This window comes from Streptomyces sp. NPDC001532 (assembly GCF_040298625.1).
In the GTDB taxonomy this organism is placed as follows: Bacteria; Actinomycetota; Actinomycetes; order Streptomycetales; family Streptomycetaceae; genus Streptomyces.
Genome location: NZ_JBEPAL010000021.1, coordinates 1 through 18,084, shown reverse-complemented (window position 1 = coordinate 18,084; position 18,084 = coordinate 1). Strand labels below are relative to the sequence as shown.

Sequence of the window (18,084 nt, the reverse complement as noted above, 5' to 3'; positions counted from 1 at the left end):
GCCGTATGCCGCGCAGGTTCACGCTCTTCACCGGTCAGTGGGCCGACCTCCCGCTGGAGGAGGTCTGCCGCCTCGCCCGAGACTTCGGCTACGACGGCCTCGAACTCGCCTGCTGGGGCGACCACTTCGAGGTCGACAAGGCGCTGAGCGACCCGTCGTACCTGGCCTCCCGGCACCAGCTGCTCGACAAGTACGGGCTGAAGTGCTGGGCGGTCTCCAACCACCTGGTGGGCCAGGCGGTCTGCGACGCCATCATCGACGAACGCCACCGGGCGATCCTGCCGGCCGACATCTGGGGCGACGGCGACCCGGAAGGGGTACGGCGGCGGGCGGCGGCACGGATCGCCGACACCGCGCGGGCCGCGGCCGCGTTCGGCGTCGACACCGTCATCGGGTTCACCGGCTCGGCGATCTGGCACCTGGTCGCGATGTTCCCGCCGGCCTCCGAGTCGATGATCGAGCGCGGTTACGAGGACTTCGCCGAGCGCTGGAACCCGATCCTCGACGTCTTCGACGCGCAAGGAGTGCGGTTCGCGCACGAGGTGCACCCCAGCGAGATCGCCTACGACTACTGGACGACCGTCCGCACCCTGGACGCGATCGACCGCCGACCGGCCTTCGGCCTCAACTTCGACCCCTCGCACTTCGTGTGGCAGGACCTCGACCCGGTCGGCTTCCTGTGGGACTTCCGCGACCGGATCTACCACGTCGACTGCAAGGAGGCCCGCAAGCGCCTCGACGGCCGCAACGGCCGCCTCGGCTCGCACCTGCCCTGGGGCGACCCCCGGCGCGGCTGGGACTTCGTCTCGGCCGGCCACGGCGACGTCCCGTGGGAGGACGTCTTCCGGATGCTGCGCTCCATCGACTACCGGGGCCCGGTGTCCGTCGAGTGGGAGGACGCCGGCATGGACCGCCTCCAGGGCGCCCCGGAGGCACTGAACCGCCTCAAGGCGTACGACTTCGAGCCGCCGTCGGCCTCCTTCGACGCGGCGTTCGGCAACTGACGGACCCGGTCGGCGCCCCCACCGCCGACCGGCGCCGGAACGCACCGCACGGCACTCCGGGATGACGGCGCATCCCGGCGTACGCACCCGCCCGTACAACCAGCCCCCTATGGAGGCCATTCGTGCACGGGAACGACCGGACCGCCCCCACCACCGGCCCCGACCTGACCGACACCCGCAGACGACGCCACCCCGCCCTGCGCAGAGCCGTCGCCCTCCTCGGCGGCGCGTTGCTGGCGGGTGCCTCCCTCACCTTCACGGCACCGCAGGCCGGCGCCGCCACGGCCGACCGGGAGGCCGTGGCGGCCGAGGACTTCCAGCAGGTCACCCTCGCCAAGGGCGAGGCGGAGGTCGGCGAGCCCATGTCGCTCGCCGTGCTCCCCGACCGCTCGGTGCTGCACACCTCACGCGACGGCGAACTCCGCCTCACCGACGCGGCGGGCAACACCACACTGGCCGGAAAGCTCGACGTGTACGCGCACGACGAGGAGGGCCTCCAGGGCATCGGCGTCGACCCGGGCTTCGCGGAGAACCGTTTCATCTATCTCTACTACGCGCCCCCGCTGAACACCCCCGCGGGCGACGCCCCCGAGACCGGCACCGCCGCCGACTTCGCGCCCTTCGACGGCGTCAACCGCCTCTCCCGGTTCGTCCTGAAGGCCGACGGCACCCTCGACACGGCCAGCGAGAAGAAGATCCTCGACGTGCCCGCCTCCCGCGGCACCTGCTGCCACGTCGGCGGCGACATCGACTTCGACGCGGCCGGCAACCTGTACCTGTCGACCGGCGACGACACCAACCCGTTCCAGTCGGACGGCTTCACCCCGATCGACGAGCGCGCGAACCGCAACCCGGCCTTCGACGCCCAGCGCTCCTCCGGCAACACCAACGACCTGCGCGGCAAGATCCTGCGCATCAAGGTGAACGCCGACGGCTCGTACGCGATCCCCGACGGCAACCTGTTCGCGCCCGGCACCGACCGCACGCGGCCCGAGATCTACGCGATGGGCTTCCGCAACCCGTTCCGGTTCAGCGTCGACAAGGAGACCGGGATCCTGTACGTCGGCGACTACGGACCCGACGCCGGCGCCGCCGACCCGGCGCGCGGACCGGCCGGCCAGGTCGAGTTCGCCCGCGTCACCGGCCCCGGCAACTACGGCTGGCCCTACTGCACCGGCGACAACGACGCCTACGTCGACCACGACTTCGCCACCGGCACCTCCGGCGCCGCCTTCGACTGCGCGGCCCCGAGGAACACCTCGCCGAACAACACCGGCCTGACCGACCTGCCCCCGGCCCAGGCCGCGTGGATCCCCTACGACGGCGGATCGGTCCCCGAGTTCGGCTCCGGCTCCGAGTCCCCGATGGGCGGCCCGGTCTACCACTACGACCCCGCGCTCGACTCGCCGGTGAAGTTCCCGGAGGCGTACGACGGCGACTTCTTCGCCGGTGAGTTCGGCCGCCGCTGGATCAAGCGGATCGACCACACCGCCGACGGTACGGTGAATACGATCGCCGACATACCGTGGACCGGTACCCAGATCATGGACATGTCCTTCGGCCCGGACGGCGCGCTCTACGTCCTCGACTACGGCACCGCCTGGTTCGGCGGCGACGAGCACTCGGCGCTCTACCGCATCGAGAACGCCACCGACGGCCACTCGCCCGTCGCCCAGGCCACCGCCAGTCGCACCTCCGGACAGGCCCCGCTGAGGGTCCGCTTCTCCTCCGAGGGCTCCACCGACCAGGACGGCGACGCCCTGACCTACCGCTGGGACTTCGGCGACGGCACCACCTCCACCGAGGCCGCCCCCACGCACCGCTACCGCGAGAACGGCACCTACACCGCGACCGTGACCGCCGAGGACCCCACCGGCCGCACCGGCAGTGCGAGCGTGCGGATCGTCGTCGGCAACACCGCGCCCACCGTGGTGCTGGAGACACCGAGGGACGGCCGGCTGTTCAGCTTCGGCGACGACATCCCGTTCACGGTGAGGGTCACCGACCCCGAGGACGGCACCGCGATCGACTGCGCCAAGGTCAAGGTCACCTTCGTCCTCGGCCACGACTCCCACGGCCACCCGCTGACCTCGGCCAACGGCTGCACCGGCACGCTCCGGACCAGCGCCGACGGGGGCCACGACGAGGACGCCAACATCTTCGGTGTCGTCGACGCCGAGTACACCGACGGCGGAGGCGGCGGCCAGGCCGCGCTCACCACCCACGACCAGAACGTCGTCCAGCCGCGGCACCGCCAGGCCGAGCACTTCGGCAACGGCTCCGGCGTCTCGGTCATCACCAAGGACACCGCGCACGGCGGCCGCACCGTCGGCGACATCCACAACGGCGACTGGATCTCCTTCACGCCGTACGCGCTGAGCAACGCCAAGAGCGTCACCGCGCGCGTCTCCTCCGGCGGCGCGGGCGGCACCCTGGAGATCCGCGCGGGCTCCTCGACCGGCACCCTGCTCGGCAGGGCCACCGTGCCGGTGACGGGCGGCTGGGACACCTTCCAGGACGTGAGCGCGTCCCTGTCCCGCGCCCCGCGCGGCACCACCACGCTCCACCTCGTCTTCAAGGGCAGTGGCACCGGTGCGCTGTTCGACGTGGACGACTTCACCTTCACCACCGGCTGACAGGAGGCAACGATGCGCTCCACCGCACGAGCGGCCGCCGGCCGCGGCGAGCGGGACGGCCGGGACGGCGAGCGGGAGCCCGCCGAGGATCCGCCCGCGAGCGCCGCACCGCGCTCGCAGGGCGACTGAACGGCGGCGGGCGGGGGACGCCGGACCCCCGCCCGCCGTCCTCCGCCCCTCCGCGCAGACGACATCCGGCCACATCTCGGTGACAAGGAGGCTGCCCATGTCCGCGTCCGTTGCCCAGCCGCGCGTCGGCGTCTGGCTGATCGGGGCCCGCGGGTCCGTCGCCACCACCGTCGTCGCGGGCTGCGCCGCCGTCACGGCGGGACTGCACCCACCGACGGGCATGGTCACCGAGACCCCGCCCTTCGAGGACTGCGGTCTGCCACCCCTGTCGTCGCTCGTCTTCGGCGGCCACGACGTCGTCGACTGCCCGCTGCCCAAGCGCGCCGAGGCACTGGCCGCCGGCGGCGTCCTGCCACCCGGCCTGCCGTCCGCCGTCGCCGCCGAACTGGCCGCCGCGGACGCCGAGATCAGACCGGGCGGCCCGGCCCCGGAGCGTGACGGTCTCGCCCGGGGCCCGCACGAACCGGCGGCCCGCGGCACGGACGACCTCATCGCCGACCTGGCCGCCGACATACGGGACTTCATCCGGCGGTGCGGGCTGGCGCGGGCGGTCGTGGTGAACGTCGCCTCCACCGAACCGGCGCCCACCGGCACCGAACTGCCCGCCAGCTCCCTGTACGCGGCGGCGGCCCTGCGCGCGGGCTGCCCCTACGTCAACTTCACCCCCTCCACCGGCCTGCACCACCCGGCCCTCGCCACCGAGGCGGCCGCCGCCTCGGTGCCGTACGCGGGCCGCGACGGCAAGACCGGGCAGACGCTGCTGCGCTCCGTGCTCGGGCCGATGTTCGCCCAGCGGGCGCTCGCGGTGCGGGCCTGGTCCGGCACCAACCTGCTGGGCGGCGGCGACGGCGCCGCCCTCGCCGACCCGGCCGCCGCCGCCGCGAAGAACGCCGGCAAGGAACGGGTGCTGGCCGACACGCTCGGTGCCGCGCCCGAGGGCGAGGTGCACATCGACGACGTGCCCGCCCTCGGCGACTGGAAGACCGCCTGGGACCACATCGCCTTCGACGGCTTCCTCGGCTCCCGCATGATCCTCCAGACCATCTGGCAGGGCTGCGACTCCGCGCTCGCCGCCCCGCTCGTCCTGGACCTCGCCCGCCTCCTCGCCCGCGCCCACGAGGCCGGCCTGTCCGGCCCGCTCGGCGAACTCGGCTTCTACTTCAAGGACCCGGTGGGCGACGGGCCGTCGTCCCTGGGGGAGCAGTACGCGGCACTGCTCGGATTCGCGGACCGGCTGCGGACCGCCTCGCGGGACGTGACGGGGGAGCGGGCGTGAGCGCGGAGGTGAACGCCGACGACAACGCGGAGGTGGGGGCGGGCACGAGCGCCGACGAGAACGCGGACGTGCGCGCGTTCGAGAGCGCCGACATGAGCGCGGGCGAGAGCGCGGAGGTGAGGGCGGGCACGAGCGCCGACGGGACCGCGGGGGTGAGGGCGGGCACGAGCGCCGACGAGAACGCGGACGTGCGCGCGGGCGAGAGCGCCGACACGAGCGCGGGCGAGAGCGCGGGCGTGCGCGCGGGCGTGCGCGCGGGCGAGAGCGTCGACGTGCGTGCGCGGCAGGGAGGAGTGGGGGCGGCGACCGGGGGCGCGGGTTACGAGGGTCCTGCCCGTACCGCCGATGCCGAGGGCCCGGTCCGGGACACGTCCCGGGTGAGCGCTCGTGCCTGGGCCGAACTCCTGCGACTGCCCGCCCTCTTCACCGTCCCCGGCGACGCCCTGGCCGGTGCCGCCGCGACCGGTGCGCGCCCCGGCGCCCGCACCCTGCTCGCCATCGGCTCCTCCCTCTGCCTGTACGAGGCGGGCATGGCCCTCAACGACTGGGCGGACCGCGTGGAGGACGCCCGGGAGCGCCCGCACCGGCCCCTCCCGTCCGGTCGCGTGCGGCCGGCGGCGGCCCTCGGCGCGGCCTGCGCCCTCACCGGCGCCGGACTCGCCCTCGCCGCCCGCGCCGGGCGGCCCGCACTGGCCGTCGCCGCACCCCTCGCCGCCACGGTCTGGTCGTACGACCTCGCCCTGAAGCCCACCCCGGCCGGACCGGTGGCCATGGCCGCCGCCCGGGGCCTCGACCTGCTCCTCGGAGCCGCCGCCACCGGCGGTCGCACCCGGCCCGCGCTCCCGTCCGCCGCGCTCCTCGGCACCCACACCCTCGCCGTGACGACCGTGTCCCGCCGGGAGACCCAGGGCGGTTCCTCCCTGGCCCCCCTCGCCGCGCTCGCCACCTCCGCACTGCTGACCCGGCTCCTCACCGGCCGCCCCGCACAACGGCGCACCGCCACCGGGCGGACCGCCGTACTGCGCACCGCACTCGCCGCCGGATACGCCGCGACCGCCGGGCGCCCGTATCTGCATGCCCTCCTCAACCCCTCACCCCCGCTCACCCAACGCGCCGTCGGCGGCGGCATCCGCGCCACCATCCCGCTCCAGGCCGCGCTCGCCGCCCGCTCCGGAGCCCGCGTCACCGCGCTCGCCATCGCCGCTCTCGCACCGATCGGACGGACGTACGCGAAGAAGGTGAGCATCACATGAACCCCCGCCCCCCGGCCCCCGACCCCCGCGCCGCGCTCCGCTTCGGCTACGGCACCAACGGCCTCGCCGACCTCCGGCTCGACGACGCCCTTTCCCTCCTCGCCGACCTCGGCTACGACGGCGTCGGCCTGACCCTCGACCACATGCACCTCGACCCGCTCGCCCCCGGCCTCGGCACCCGCACCCGCCACGTCGCCCGGCGCCTGGACGCGCTCGGGCTGACCGCCACCGTGGAGACCGGCGCCCGCTACGTCCTCGACCCGCGCCGCAAGCACGGCCCCTCCCTGCTGGACCCGGACCCCGACGACCGGGCCCGCCGCGTCGACCTGCTGCTGCGGGCCGTCCGGGTCGCCGCCGACCTCGGCGCGCACGCCGTGCACTGCTTCAGCGGGATCGTGCCGGCCGGAACGGATGCGGACACGGCGTGGAAACGCCTGGCCGACGGCCTCGGCCCCGTCCTGGACGCGGCCGCCTCCTCGGGCGTCCCGCTCGCCGTCGAACCCGAACCCGGGCACCTCCTCGCCACGCTCGCCGACTTCCACCACCTGCGCGGCATCCTCGGCGACCCCGCACCGCTCGGCCTCACCCTCGACATCGGCCACTGCCAGTGCCTCGAACCGCTCCCTCCCGCCGACTGCGTCCGCGCCGCGGCGCCCTGGCTGCGACATGTGCAGATCGAGGACATGCGCCGCGGCGTCCACGAACACCTTCCCTTCGGGGACGGCGAGATCGACTTCCCGCCCGTCCTCGCGGCCCTGGCGGCCACCGGCTACCAAGGGCTCACCGTCGTCGAACTGCCCCGCCACTCGCACGCGGGCCCGCACTTCGCCGAGCTGTCCCTGCCGTTCCTCCGTCACGCGGCGCGAACCCCACGAGGGAGCACCCCATGACCCAGCCACAGCCCGACCCGGGCGGTCCGACCACGGGCACCGTCCTCGCCCGCACCCCGCTGGACGACCTCCACGCCCGGCTGCGGGCCGAGCTCTCCGGAGCCGCCCGCGCCTGGCTCGACCAGGCGCTCGCCGAGGCCGCCGCCCACCCCGGCGCGCACGGCCCGGTCTCGGTGTGGGAGCTGCGGCTCGCCGAGGCCGGCCGCCGCTGCGGCGCCGCGCACGCCGACGCCGCCCGGATGCTGATCCTGCGCGCCGCCCGCGCCGACCCGGCCGCACTGCGCCGCGTCTACGTCCAGGGCACCGCCGCCGAACGCCGCGCCGTCCTGCACGCCCTGCCCCACCTGGTGCCCGGCCCGGACGCGTTGCCGCTGGTCGAGGACGCGCTGCGCACCAACGACACCCGGCTCCTCGCCGCCGCCGTCGGCCCGTACGCCGCCCGCCACCTCGACACCCACGCCTGGCGGCACGCCGTCCTCAAGTGCCTGTTCACCGGAGTGTCCGTCGACGAGGTCGCCGGCCTGGAGCGCCGCGCCCGCGCCGACACCGAACTCGGCCGCATGCTCGACGACTACGCCGCCGAGCGCACCGCCGCGGGCCGTCCCGTGCCCGAGGACCTGCGCCGCGTGCTGGCCCTGACCGAGACACCGCCCCCACCCGCGTCGCACGGAACGGACGTCCCCCACGGCAAGGAGTCCTGATGCGCATCTTCGACCCCCACATCCACATGACCTCCCGGACCACCGACGACTACGAGGCCATGTACGCCGCCGGTGTCCGCGCCGTCGTCGAACCCTCCTTCTGGCTCGGCCAGCCCCGCACCTCGCCCGCCACCTTCCTCGACTACTTCGACTCCCTCCTCGGCTGGGAGCCGTTCCGCGCCGCGCAGTACGGCATCGCCCACCACTGCACGCTCGCCCTCAACCCGAAGGAGGCGAACGACCCGCGCTGCCGGCCCGTCCTCGACGAACTGCCCCGCTATCTCGTCAAGGACCAGGTCGTCGCCGTCGGCGAGATCGGCTACGACTCCATGACCCCGGCCGAGGACACCGCTCTGGCCGCGCAGCTCCAGCTCGCCGCCGACCACGGACTGCCCGCCCTGGTGCACACCCCGCACCGCGACAAGCTGTCCGGGCTGCGCCGCACCCTCGACGCGGTCCGCGAGTCCGCCCTGCCCCCGGAGCGGGTACTGCTGGACCACCTCAACGAGACCACCGTCAAGGAGGCCAGGGACAGCGGCTGCTGGCTCGGCTTCTCCGTCTACCCCGACACCAAGATGGACGAGGAACGGATGGTCGCCCTGCTGCGCGCCCACGGCCCCGAGCGGGTGCTGGTGAACTCCGCCGCGGACTGGGGCAGGAGCGACCCGCTGAAGACCCGCAAGGTCGGCGACCTGATGCTCGCCGAGGGCTTCACCGAGGACGACGTCGACCGGGTGCTGTGGCGCAACCCCGTCGCCTTCTACGGGCAGAGCGGCCGGCTGGCCCTCGACGTCACCGCGACCGGTCCCACCCACGAGGGCAACTCCGTGCTGCGCGGCGGGGAGTGAGCGATGCGCTTCCGCCACCCCGACGGTTCCGTCGTCCACCTCGCCTACTGCACCAACGTCCACCCGGCCGAGACCCTCGACGGCGTCCTCGCCCAGCTGCGCGACCACTGCGAACCGGTCCGCCGCCGCCTCGGCCGCGACCGCCTCGGCATCGGTCTGTGGCTCGCCCGGGACGCCGCCCGCGCCCTGGTCGCCGACCCGTCCGCGCTGCGCGCCCTGCGCACCGAACTGGACCGGCGCGGCCTGGAGGTCGTCACCCTCAACGGCTTCCCCTACGAGGGGTTCGGCGCCGGAGAGGTCAAGTACCGCGTCTACCGGCCCGACTGGGCCGACCCGGAACGTCTGGAGCACACCACCGCCCTGGCCCGGGTGCTCGCCGGACTGCTCCCCGACGACGTCACCGAGGGCAGCGTCTCCACCCTGCCGCTCGCCTGGCGCACCGCCGTCGACGACGAGCGGGCCGCCGCGGCCCGCGCCGCCCTGACCACCCTCGGCGAACGCCTGGACGCCCTGGCCGAACTGACCGGCCGCTCGCTGCGGGTCGGCCTGGAACCGGAGCCCGGCTGTGTCGTGGAGACCACCGGCGACGCGATCGCCCCGCTCACCGCGATCGCCCACCCCCGCATCGGGATCTGCGTCGACACCTGTCATCTCGCCACCTCCTTCGAGGACCCGCACACCGCCCTGGACGCCCTCGACCGGGCCGGCGTCCCCGTCGTCAAGTCGCAGCTCTCCGCCGCCCTGCACGCCGAACACCCCCATCTCCCCGAGGTCCGCGCGGCGCTCGCCGCCTTCGACGAACCTCGCTTCCTGCACCAGACGCGCACCTCGACCGCCGCCGGGCTGCGCGGCACCGACGACCTCGGCGAGGCCCTGAAGGGCGAGGCCCTGCCGGACGGCGGCCCCTGGCGCGCCCACTTCCACGTCCCGCTGCACGCCGCCCCCGCCGCACCGCTCACCTCGACCCTCCCCGTCCTGAAGACCGCCCTCGCCGGGCTGGTCGGCGGCCCCCGCCCGCTCACCCGCCATCTGGAGGTCGAGACCTACACCTGGCAGGCCCTCCCGCCCGAGCTGCGTCCCCGCGGCCGCGCCCAGCTCGCCGACGGCATCGCCGCCGAACTCACCCTCGCCCGTGACCTCCTCACCGACCTCGGCCTGAAGGAGCTGCCGTGACCGAGCCCGAGCCCACTCCGGCGAGCCCCACCCCGCTCCTCGTCCTCGACGTCGTCGGCCTCACCCCCCGGCTCCTGGACCACATGCCTCACCTGAAGTCCCTCGCCCGGTCCGGCTCCCAGGCGTCCCTGGGCACCGTCCTGCCCGCCGTCACCTGCGCCGCGCAGTCCACCTTCCTCACCGGCACCACACCCGCGGAGCACGGCATCGTCGGCAACGGCTGGTACTTCCGCGAGCTGGGCGACGTCCTGCTGTGGCGCCAGCACAACGGACTGGTCGCCGGCGACAAGCTCTGGGACGCCGCCCGCCGCGCCCACCCCGGCTACACGGTCGCCAACATCTGCTGGTGGTACGCCATGGGCGCCGACACCGACATCACCGTCACCCCCCGCCCGGTCTACTACGCCGACGGCCGCAAGGAACCCGACTGCTACACCCGGCCGGCCGACCTGCACGACGAACTGACCGACACGTTCGGCACCTTCCCGCTCTTCCACTTCTGGGGCCCGGGCGCGGACCTCGTCTCCAGCCGCTGGATCATCGACGCCACCCGGCACATCCAGCGCACCCGCCGCCCCGATCTGACCCTCTGCTACCTCCCTCACCTCGACTACGACCTCCAGCGCTTCGGCCCCGACGACCCGCGCTCCCTGCGGGCCGCCGCCGACCTGGACGCGGCGCTGGCCCCGCTGCTGGACGACGCCCGTGCCGAGGGCCGTACCGTCGTCGCGCTCTCCGAGTACGGCATCACCCGCGTGTCCCGGCCGGTCGACATCAACCGGGCGCTGCGCCGCGCCGGACTGCTGGAGGTGCACACCCAGGACGGCATGGAGTACCTCGACCCGATGGCGTCCCGCGCCTTCGCCGTCGCCGACCACCAGATCGCCCACGTCTACGTCCGCCGCCCCGAGGACCTGGCGGCGACCCGCGCGGCGCTCACCGATCTGCCGGGCATCGATCTGCTCCTCGACGACGAGGGCAAGAAGACCCACCACCTCGACCATCCGCGCTCCGGCGAACTCGTCGCCGTGGCGGAGCCGGACGCCTGGTTCACGTACTACTACTGGCTCGACGACGCCCGCGCGCCCGACTTCGCGCAGCTCGTCGAGATCCACCGCAAACCCGGCTACGACCCGGTCGAACTCTTCATGGATCCCCTCGACCCCTACGTCAAGGTGAAGGCGGCGACGGCCCTGGCCCGCAAGAAGCTGGGCCTGCGCTACCGGATGGCGGTCGTGCCTCTGGATCCGTCACCTGTCCGGGGCAGCCACGGCCGCCTCCCGGCGAGCGACGACGACGGTCCGCTCCTCATCTGCTCCACCCCCCGCGCTGTCGGCGACCGCGTCGCGGCCACCGATGTGAAAGCACTGCTGCTCGATCTGGCCGGTCTCTCCTGACCTGTCACCAGTGAAGCACCCACCCCTGACAACGGCCCTCGACCCAGAGGAGTTCCAGGCATGAGCCGCTTCTCCCAGCCGGACCCCGAACTCTCCCACCGCCTCAGCAGACGCGGCATGCTCGGCGTCGCCGCCGGCACCACCGCCGCCGCCCTGCTCGGCGCCGCGGCCGGCCCCGCCACCGCCGCCCCCGCCGCCACGGCGGGCACCCGGGCCACCGCCGGAGCACCCGGCCGCGGCCGTCCCGTGCTGCCGCCCGGCCGGCTCGGCATCCAGCTCTACAGCCTCCGCGACAAGGTCTCCACCCTCGGCTTCGCCCCCGTCTTCGCCGAGCTGGAGCGGTACGGCTACGACGAGGTCGAGTTCGCCGGCTACACCCAGGGCTCGGCCGGCCCCATCACCCTCGCCCAGCTCAAGCGGCTGGCCCGCGACCACGGCCTGAACCCGATCGGCAGCCACGTCGGCTACTACTCCGACGACCCGAACGCCTACACCTTCGCCACCAACCTCACCAAGGTCCTCGACGACGCCGAGGCGCTGGGCCTGAAGCACATCGGCACCGCCGCCGGCCCGTTCCGCTACGGCTCCACCGTCGACGCCTGGAAGCGCGCCGCCGAGGACTTCAACACCTACGGCGCGGCGGCCAGGGCGCGCGGCATCAAGTTCTACCAGCACAACCACTCCGAGGAGTTCTCCTTCGCCACCGACAAACCGCACATCCGCCTCTACGACGTACTGCTCGCCGAGACCGACCCGGACCTGGTGTTCCTGGAGATGGACATCTTCTGGGCCTACGTCGGCCAGTTCCGCTTCGGCAGGCGCCCCGACGGCACGCCCGCGCCGTTCGAACCCCTCGACTACGTGCTCAGGCAGCCGCACCGCTACCCGCTGTTCCACGTCAAGGACGGCGTGAACGACCCGTCGACGCAGTACGGCTACCGCATGACCGACGTCGGTGACGGCGACATCGACTACCAGCGGTTCCTGTCCGCCGTCACCCGACTGCGCGGCGAGCGGTTCGCCCACCACTGGCAGGCCGAGCACGACAACCCCGTCGAGTCCTTCGCCTTCGCCCGCAAGTCCAGCGAGCACCTGCACTCGCTGCGGGAGAAGTGCTGACCGAGAGCGCCCGCGCGCCGGAAAGGGCCCGGCCCGGAGCCGTGGCTCCGGGCCGGGCCCTTTCCTCCCCACCCTCAAATCCGGCACCTCCTGGGCCGACGCCTGGCAACGCTGCCTCACCGTCGCCCCCGAGGCGTTCCGGGACGACCGCGTCCTCAACCTCTGGAACGCCTCCTGGCAGGCGGACGGCCGCCCCCTGCCCGCCACCACCCCCGTCGACGGCACCCCCGTGGCGGGCCCGCCACGCCTGGACGCGGCCACCGCCCACCAGGCCGTACGCGCCGCCCTCGACCAGCACCGGGCGTGGCGGCACGTCCCGCTCGCCGAACGCCGGGCCCGCGTCGCCGCCACCCTCGACGCCCTCGCCGAGCACCGCGAACTCCTCGCGCTGCCGCTCGCCCGGGAGATCGGCAAGCCGTGGCGGCTCGCCCGGGCGGACGTGGACCGGGCCATCGACGGAGTGCGCTGGTACGTCGACGGCATCGAGCCGATGCTCACCGGCCGGGCCCCGCTCGACGGCCCGGTGTCCAACATCGCCGGCTGGACCTATCCGATGAGCGTGCTCGTGCACGCCCTGCTGGTCCAGTCGCTCGCGGGCAACGCCGTCATCGCCAAGACCCCGACCGACGGCGGGGTCGCCTGCCTCACCCTGGCCTCGGCGCTCGCCGCGCGCGAGGGACTGCCCGTCACCCTGGTCAGCGGCAGCGGCGGCGAGCTGTCCGAGGCGCTGGTGCGGGCGCCCGAGATCGGCTGTGTCTCCTTCGTCGGCGGCCGCGACACCGGTGCCGCCGTCGCCACGGCCGTCGCCGACCTCGGCAAACGGCACATCACCGAGGTCGGAGCTGCCGGCCGCCATGAACGCCTCCAACGGCGCGCTCGTCGCCACCCTGTCCACCGACGACCGGGCGACCTACGACCGCCTGGCGCCGCAGATCCGCGCGTTCAACGTCGGCCACGGCACCCCCCGCTCCCGCGGCGACCGCGACGAACTGTCCGGCGGCTTCGGCGGGTCCTGGCGCGGTGCGTTCGCCGGCGACGAGCTGCTGGTCCGCGCGGTGACCCGGGGCCCGGCGGGGGAGCGGCTGCCCGGCAACTTCCCGGACCGCCACCTGATGCCGTGACCCGGCGCCGGACGGGCCCCAAGCTCCCGGCGAGGGTCCGCCCGGCCTCGGCGCCACACACCGTCAGGTTCTCGTTACAGTCGGCGCATGCTCACCGGCAGACATCACCCGCCCCCGGAACCCCGCCTGGGCCGCCTCCTCGAACAGGCCCGGGCCAAGCTGGCCCGCGCCTCGGCCGAGGCACTGGCGGCACAAGGAGTGGACCATCACGAGCTGGCCGTCCTCGGCGTGTTCGCCGCGGGCGAGGAGCTGTCCCAGGCCGAGGCGGCCGGACGGCTCGGCGTCGACCGTACGACGACGGCGGCGCTGCTCGACGGACTGGAGGATCAAGGGCTGGTCGAGCGGCGGCGCGACCCGCGCGACCGGCGCAGGAACATCGTCGAGCCGACACCGCGGGGCCGGGACTGTCTGCTGCGCGCCGAAGCGGCCCGCCGGGCGGCGGAACACCGGTTCCTCGCCCCGCTGGACGCCGAGACCGCGTCGACGCTGGTCCGCGCCCTGCGTCTGCGGTCGCGGAGGACGCCGTCACCGCCGAGTGACAGCGGCATCACCTGTCGTGACGAGCCCGCAGGGCCTCACCTGAGGTGCAGATACGCAGGTGAAAGGCGCTCCGAAACCTTGGTATTGTTGTGCCTGTCGCCGCGGGGAACACCCCCGCAAGGCGGCAGACACCTGGTCCGGGTGGCGGAATGGCAGACGCGCTAGCTTGAGGTGCTAGTGCCCTTTATCGGGCGTGGGGGTTCAAGTCCCCCCTCGGACACAGATCACGTGACGGTGGTCGGGAGAGATCCCGGCCACCGTTTCGCGTTGTCGCGGCTCACAGCCGGATGACGACGAGGGCGGTGTCGTCGGTGTCGCCGCTGGGCTCCAGGAGGTCGGCGAGGAGTGCGTCCGCCAGGGCCTCCGGGTCGCCGTGCCGGTGGCGGGCGAGGGCGTCGGTGAGCCGGGCCAGGCCGACATCGATGTCCTCGGTACGGCGCTCGATCAGACCGTCGGTGTACAGCACCAGCGTGGTGCCCTCGGTGAAGGTCGTGGTGGTCTGCGGTCGGGGCGCGTGATCGGGGCGGGCGCCGAGCGGCGGGTCGGTGGCCTGGTCGAGGAAGGTCACCCGGCCGTCCGGATGGAGCAGGGCGGGCGGCGGATGGCCCGCGCTGCTGTAGGTGATGGTGTGGTCGTCCCAGTCGATGAAGGCGGTCACCGCGGTGGTGGACTCGGCACCGTCGACGGAGCGGGCGTACAGGCCGAGGGCCTCCAGGGCCTGGGCCGGACCGTCGGCGACGAGCGCCGCCGCGCTCAGCGCGCTGCGGAGCTGGCCCATCACGCAGGCGGCCGCGAGGCCGTGGCCGACCACGTCACCGACGGCGACGGAGATGCGGTCGCGCTCGCCGGGCAGCTCCATCAGGTCGTACCAGTCGCCGCACACGTTCAGTCCGCCGAGAGCCGGCTGGTAGCGGACGGCGGCCCGGTGGTGCGCCACGGGCCGGGGGGCCGGCAGCAGGGCCGCCTGGAGGGCGAGCGCGACCTCGCGTTCCCGGGCGTGGGCCGTGCGCAGCCGTTCGTTGACCTCCTGGAGCTCGCGGGCGCGGGTGTAGAGCTCGGCCTCCAGCGCGCGAGCGCGGCTGCTGTCGCCGCCCGGTCCGCCGAAGGCGCGGATCAGCTCGGTGACCTCCTCCACCCGGTGCACGATCAGGGTGACCCGCCCGTCGGCGTCCACGACCGGCGCGTTGACCGGGCTCCAGAAGTGCACGTGCCACAAGCCGGGCCGTTTCGGGTCCTCGATGTCGTAGCGGAGCAGCGCCATGGTGTCCCGCTCGCCGGTGGCCACCACCCGCAGCATCGACGCCTCGGTCTCCCGCATGCCGCCGCCCGCCGCGTCGTCGGGGTTCTCGGGGAAGACGTCGAAGATGTAGCGGCCCACCAACTGCTCGCGGGAGCGTCCGGACAGCTGTACGAAGTCGTCGTTGGCGTCGGCGTACACCAGGTCCGGGGTGAGCAGGGCCACCATGCCGGGCAGGGCCCGGAAGACCGCCGCATAGTCGATCTGCGGTTCCGTCATGACCTGCCCGCCTCGGCGCCGAACATCACTGTGTCGTTCCACGATAGGAGCAGACGGGCCACCTGGCCCCCAGGCACCGCCGCGCCGGGGGGCCGGGGTCTCAGGCGGCCGCCGTGTGACGCAGGATCTCGTCGGCCAGCCGGCCGTCGAGGGCCGTGGGCAGGGTGTGGCCCATGCCCTCGATCATGACCAGGCGGGCGCCGGGGACGGCGGCGGCGGTGGCCTCGGCGTGCGGCGGCGGGAACATCGGGTCCTCGGTGCCGTGCAGCACCAGCGTGGGTGCGGTGACGGAGGCCAGCTCGGCGGTGGAGCCCGAGCCGGCGGCCCCGGCGTGGGTGTGGTTGAGGCCGGAGCGCGGATCACGGGCCCGCTCGTACACCCGGCGCTCCATCGCGCGGTACTCCTCCTCGTCGAACGGCAGCACCGGTCCGTGCAGCACCCGCCAGAGCGGCAGCCGGGTGGCGAGGTACTCCTCCAGGCCCGCCTCCGGATCGGGGAAGGTGGAGACGAGCGCGGTGAGCAACTCGGGGCTGGGCGGCGGCAGCTCGCCCGGCAGCGGCGGCAGGCCCGCCATCACCCGCTGCAGGATCGCCACCGTGTCCGTGCCCAGGGGCTGGGACGACAGGCTCGTCAGGGTCAGCACCCGGTGCGGGTGGGTGACGGCCAGCCGCTGGGCGATGACGCCGCCGAGGGACGCGCCGACCAGGTGGGCCCGTTCGACGTCGAACGCGTCCAGGACGGCGAGCGCGTCGGAGGCCATGTCGGCGACGGTGTACGGCCGCGTGGCGAAGTCGACGACGGACGAGCGTCCGGTGTCGCGGTGGTCGTAGCGGATGACCCGGCGGCCCGCGTCGACCAGACGGCGGACGATGCCGTCGTTCCACTGCACGCCCTGTGCCTGCGCGCCCATCACCAGCAGCACCGCCGGGTGGCCGGCGGCGCCGAAGTCCTCCGCCCACAGTTCGAGGCCGTCGACGGGGACGATCCGCTCGCGGCTGGTCAGATACTCGTGCGCCAGATTATTTTCCTGCATGGTCGTTCAAGATAATGGCTCGGTCTCCGGTCCGCACCGGTTTTCCCTCGGCCGGTCGTCCTCCGCGGCCGACCTGTCTCCGCCCGGCGTGGTGGCTGCTGCCGTCGCGGCTGTCTCCCGCGGCGCCCGACGAGTTGGACGCCCCGGCCCTCCGCCGGGCACTCTGAGCCCGTGGCCGGAGTCAAGGGGCAGGTGCAGAAGCGGGGCGTGGAGCGACGCCGCGCCATGGTCGACGCCGCGATCGACCTGTTCGCGCGGCAGGGGGTGCGCGGCACCGGAGTGGCCGCCGTCGCCGAGCGGGCCGGTGTCACGCCCTCCGCGCTGATCCACCACTTCGGCAGCAAGGACGGACTCGTGCGGGCCGTCCTCCAGGAGGCCGACCGGCGCGCCCTGGAACGGCTGTCCGCGACACCGGAGTCCGAGCCCACCCTGGAGGAGGCCTTCGGCTGGTTCGTCCGGGACGCCGAGCACACGGCCGCCGCCGAACGCCAGTTGACCGCCCTGCACACCACGCTCACCGCGGAGAACCTGGAGCCCGGCGCCGCGCTGCACACCTGGTTCCGTGACCGCGGCCGGGCCCTGCGCGCCCACCTGGTCTCCCTGTTCACCCGCGCCGCGGCCGACGGCTCGGCCCGCGCGGACCTGGACCCGGCGGTCCTGGCCGCGGAGACCGCCGCCTTCCTCGAAGGGGCCCATCTGCTCTGGCTGTTGGACCCCGAGCAGGTGGATCTGGCCGCAGTGCACCGCAGTTACTTCGAGGGGCTGACGGCGCGGTTGCGGCCGTGACTCATCGGATCAGCGGTTGAGTTGAGCGGCCCTCAAGCCAAATCGCCCTTCTTGTAAGGCGGTTGAGTGCCCGCTCATCGGCGCGAACTCGGCGTGCGAGCGCGCGTGATGAAGTGCGGGCCTGATTCGTATGCCTGTTCGGTGTCAGCTTCCCGGTGAGTGGTTGAACAACTGAATCATGTTTTTATTGGGGTTTTTGCATGATTTGTCCCCATACGGTCAACTTGGGGGGTGAAGGTGTTCAGCGAGTCAAGGGAGATGTTGCTTATGCCTTCCATCGAAAAGGCCACCGAGGAAGTCATCGGGATCCAGGCCGCCGACATCGAGGCGGCGCTCGACCCCACCGAGCCCGACGGTGTCTACCGCGACAGTCGGGAGTGTGCCGCCCTCGCGCTGGACGGCGGCGCGATCAAGCTGCTTCTCTCGCCGCCGACCCCTCGCCCCAAGAAGGGCTGAGCTAGCCAGGGGAGCAGTTGAATGGAGCAGTCTGGCACTACGGCCCTCTTGCAGGGCGCGGTGCAGGACCTCGCATCCGGCGTGGGGGGGGGGCCCCCGGGGGGGGGGGCCCCCCCCCGGGGGGGGGGGGGGGGGGGGGGCGCGCCCCCCCCCCCCGGCCCCCCCCACCGCCGGCCCGGGGGGGGGGGGGGGGGGGTGTTTGGGCG

General features: G+C 73.9%; 15 protein-coding genes, 1 tRNA gene and 1 pseudogene. 15 read left to right on the top strand and 2 right to left on the bottom strand.

Annotation, left to right across the window (positions count from 1 at the left end):
- Window positions 1-5 precede the first annotated feature (5 nt).
- The 13 genes and pseudogenes from ABT232_RS20145 to ABT232_RS20085 all read left to right on the top strand — a co-directional run bounded on the left by ABT232_RS20145 (window position 6) and on the right by ABT232_RS20085 (window position 14,307).
- Window positions 6-1,004 (top strand): sugar phosphate isomerase/epimerase family protein, encoded by a 999-nt coding sequence (locus ABT232_RS20145; protein WP_351841713.1) that lies wholly within the window; start codon window positions 6-8, stop codon window positions 1,002-1,004.
- Between the two features lie 122 nt (window positions 1,005-1,126).
- Window positions 1,127-3,640 carry a PQQ-dependent sugar dehydrogenase gene (locus tag ABT232_RS20140; RefSeq protein WP_351841711.1) on the top strand — a complete coding sequence of 838 codons (2,514 nt, stop codon included), beginning with the start codon at window positions 1,127-1,129 and terminating at the stop codon, window positions 3,638-3,640.
- Between the two features lie 226 nt (window positions 3,641-3,866).
- Window positions 3,867-5,045 (top strand): inositol-3-phosphate synthase, encoded by a 1,179-nt coding sequence (locus ABT232_RS20135; RefSeq protein ID WP_351841709.1) that lies wholly within the window; start codon window positions 3,867-3,869, stop codon window positions 5,043-5,045.
- Window positions 5,046-5,422: 377 nt separating this feature from the next.
- Window positions 5,423-6,298 (top strand): SCO3242 family prenyltransferase, encoded by an 876-nt coding sequence (locus ABT232_RS20130; protein ID WP_351841906.1) that lies wholly within the window; start codon window positions 5,423-5,425, stop codon window positions 6,296-6,298.
- On the top strand, window positions 6,295-7,188 hold the full coding sequence (locus ABT232_RS20125; RefSeq protein WP_351841707.1) for a sugar phosphate isomerase/epimerase family protein: 894 nt from the start codon (window positions 6,295-6,297) through the stop codon (window positions 7,186-7,188). Before ABT232_RS20130 ends, ABT232_RS20125 begins: the two co-directional genes overlap by 4 nt.
- Window positions 7,185-7,889 carry an EboA domain-containing protein gene (locus tag ABT232_RS20120; protein ID WP_351841705.1) on the top strand — a complete coding sequence of 235 codons (705 nt, stop codon included), beginning with the start codon at window positions 7,185-7,187 and terminating at the stop codon, window positions 7,887-7,889. The genes ABT232_RS20125 and ABT232_RS20120 overlap by 4 nt, the downstream gene beginning before the upstream one ends.
- Window positions 7,889-8,737, top strand: coding sequence for a TatD family hydrolase (locus ABT232_RS20115; RefSeq protein ID WP_351841703.1), 849 nt, complete (start codon window positions 7,889-7,891; stop codon window positions 8,735-8,737). Before ABT232_RS20120 ends, ABT232_RS20115 begins: the two co-directional genes overlap by 1 nt.
- Window positions 8,738-8,740: 3 nt before the next feature.
- Window positions 8,741-9,910 carry a metabolite traffic protein EboE gene (gene eboE / locus ABT232_RS20110; protein ID WP_351841701.1) on the top strand — a complete coding sequence of 390 codons (1,170 nt, stop codon included), beginning with the start codon at window positions 8,741-8,743 and terminating at the stop codon, window positions 9,908-9,910.
- A complete protein-coding gene (locus ABT232_RS20105; protein ID WP_351841699.1) occupies window positions 9,907-11,307 on the top strand; it encodes an alkaline phosphatase family protein in 1,401 nt (466 codons plus the stop codon). Before eboE ends, ABT232_RS20105 begins: the two co-directional genes overlap by 4 nt.
- A 60-nt stretch (window positions 11,308-11,367) precedes the next feature.
- Entirely contained in the window at window positions 11,368-12,426 is a 1,059-nt protein-coding gene (locus ABT232_RS20100) for a sugar phosphate isomerase/epimerase family protein (RefSeq protein WP_351841697.1), read from the top strand.
- A 70-nt stretch (window positions 12,427-12,496) separates the two neighbouring features.
- Window positions 12,497-13,547 (top strand): annotated as a pseudogene (locus ABT232_RS20095) (aldehyde dehydrogenase family protein); the annotation flags it as partial.
- Between the two features lie 87 nt (window positions 13,548-13,634).
- Window positions 13,635-14,252 carry a MarR family winged helix-turn-helix transcriptional regulator gene (locus ABT232_RS20090; protein WP_351841695.1) on the top strand — a complete coding sequence of 206 codons (618 nt, stop codon included), beginning with the start codon at window positions 13,635-13,637 and terminating at the stop codon, window positions 14,250-14,252.
- Window positions 14,223-14,307 (top strand) — tRNA-Leu (locus ABT232_RS20085). Before ABT232_RS20090 ends, ABT232_RS20085 begins: the two co-directional genes overlap by 30 nt.
- 57 nt (window positions 14,308-14,364) lie before the next feature.
- Here ABT232_RS20085 and ABT232_RS20080 read toward each other — a convergent pair.
- Entirely contained in the window at window positions 14,365-15,603 is a 1,239-nt protein-coding gene (locus tag ABT232_RS20080) for a PP2C family protein-serine/threonine phosphatase (protein ID WP_351841693.1), read from the bottom strand.
- Window positions 15,604-15,703: 100 nt separating this feature from the next.
- On the bottom strand, window positions 15,704-16,636 hold the full coding sequence (locus ABT232_RS20075; protein ID WP_351841691.1) for an alpha/beta fold hydrolase: 933 nt from the start codon (window positions 16,634-16,636) through the stop codon (window positions 15,704-15,706).
- A 171-nt stretch (window positions 16,637-16,807) separates the two neighbouring features.
- Here ABT232_RS20075 and ABT232_RS20070 point away from each other — a divergent pair, with 171 nt between their 5' ends.
- Both ABT232_RS20070 and ABT232_RS20065 read left to right on the top strand, forming a co-directional pair.
- Window positions 16,808-17,422: a TetR/AcrR family transcriptional regulator gene (locus ABT232_RS20070; protein ID WP_351841689.1), complete on the top strand. Its 615-nt coding sequence runs from the start codon at window positions 16,808-16,810 to the stop codon at window positions 17,420-17,422.
- 267 nt (window positions 17,423-17,689) lie between these two features.
- A complete protein-coding gene (locus ABT232_RS20065) occupies window positions 17,690-17,878 on the top strand; it encodes a hypothetical protein (RefSeq protein WP_351841687.1) in 189 nt (62 codons plus the stop codon).
- Window positions 17,879-18,084: the final 206 nt, after the last annotated feature.

What these genes read in the sequence shown, in the direction of transcription:
- ABT232_RS20145 (WP_351841713.1), top strand. Translation starts at nt 6, where the DNA reads ATGCCGCGCAGGTTCACGCTCTTCACCGGTCAGTGGGCCGACCTCCCG.
- ABT232_RS20135 (WP_351841709.1), top strand. Translation starts at nt 3,867, where the DNA reads ATGTCCGCGTCCGTTGCCCAGCCGCGCGTCGGCGTCTGGCTGATCGGG.
- ABT232_RS20125 (WP_351841707.1), top strand. Translation starts at nt 6,295, where the DNA reads ATGAACCCCCGCCCCCCGGCCCCCGACCCCCGCGCCGCGCTCCGCTTC.
- ABT232_RS20120 (WP_351841705.1), top strand. Translation starts at nt 7,185, where the DNA reads ATGACCCAGCCACAGCCCGACCCGGGCGGTCCGACCACGGGCACCGTC.
- ABT232_RS20115 (WP_351841703.1), top strand. Translation starts at nt 7,889, where the DNA reads ATGCGCATCTTCGACCCCCACATCCACATGACCTCCCGGACCACCGAC.
- eboE (WP_351841701.1), top strand. Translation starts at nt 8,741, where the DNA reads ATGCGCTTCCGCCACCCCGACGGTTCCGTCGTCCACCTCGCCTACTGC.
- ABT232_RS20100 (WP_351841697.1), top strand. Translation starts at nt 11,368, where the DNA reads ATGAGCCGCTTCTCCCAGCCGGACCCCGAACTCTCCCACCGCCTCAGC.
- ABT232_RS20090 (WP_351841695.1), top strand. Translation starts at nt 13,635, where the DNA reads ATGCTCACCGGCAGACATCACCCGCCCCCGGAACCCCGCCTGGGCCGC.
- ABT232_RS20080 (WP_351841693.1), bottom strand. Translation starts at nt 15,603, where the DNA reads ATGACGGAACCGCAGATCGACTATGCGGCGGTCTTCCGGGCCCTGCCC.
- ABT232_RS20075 (WP_351841691.1), bottom strand. Translation starts at nt 16,636, where the DNA reads ATGCAGGAAAATAATCTGGCGCACGAGTATCTGACCAGCCGCGAGCGG.
- ABT232_RS20065 (WP_351841687.1), top strand. Translation starts at nt 17,690, where the DNA reads ATGCCTTCCATCGAAAAGGCCACCGAGGAAGTCATCGGGATCCAGGCC.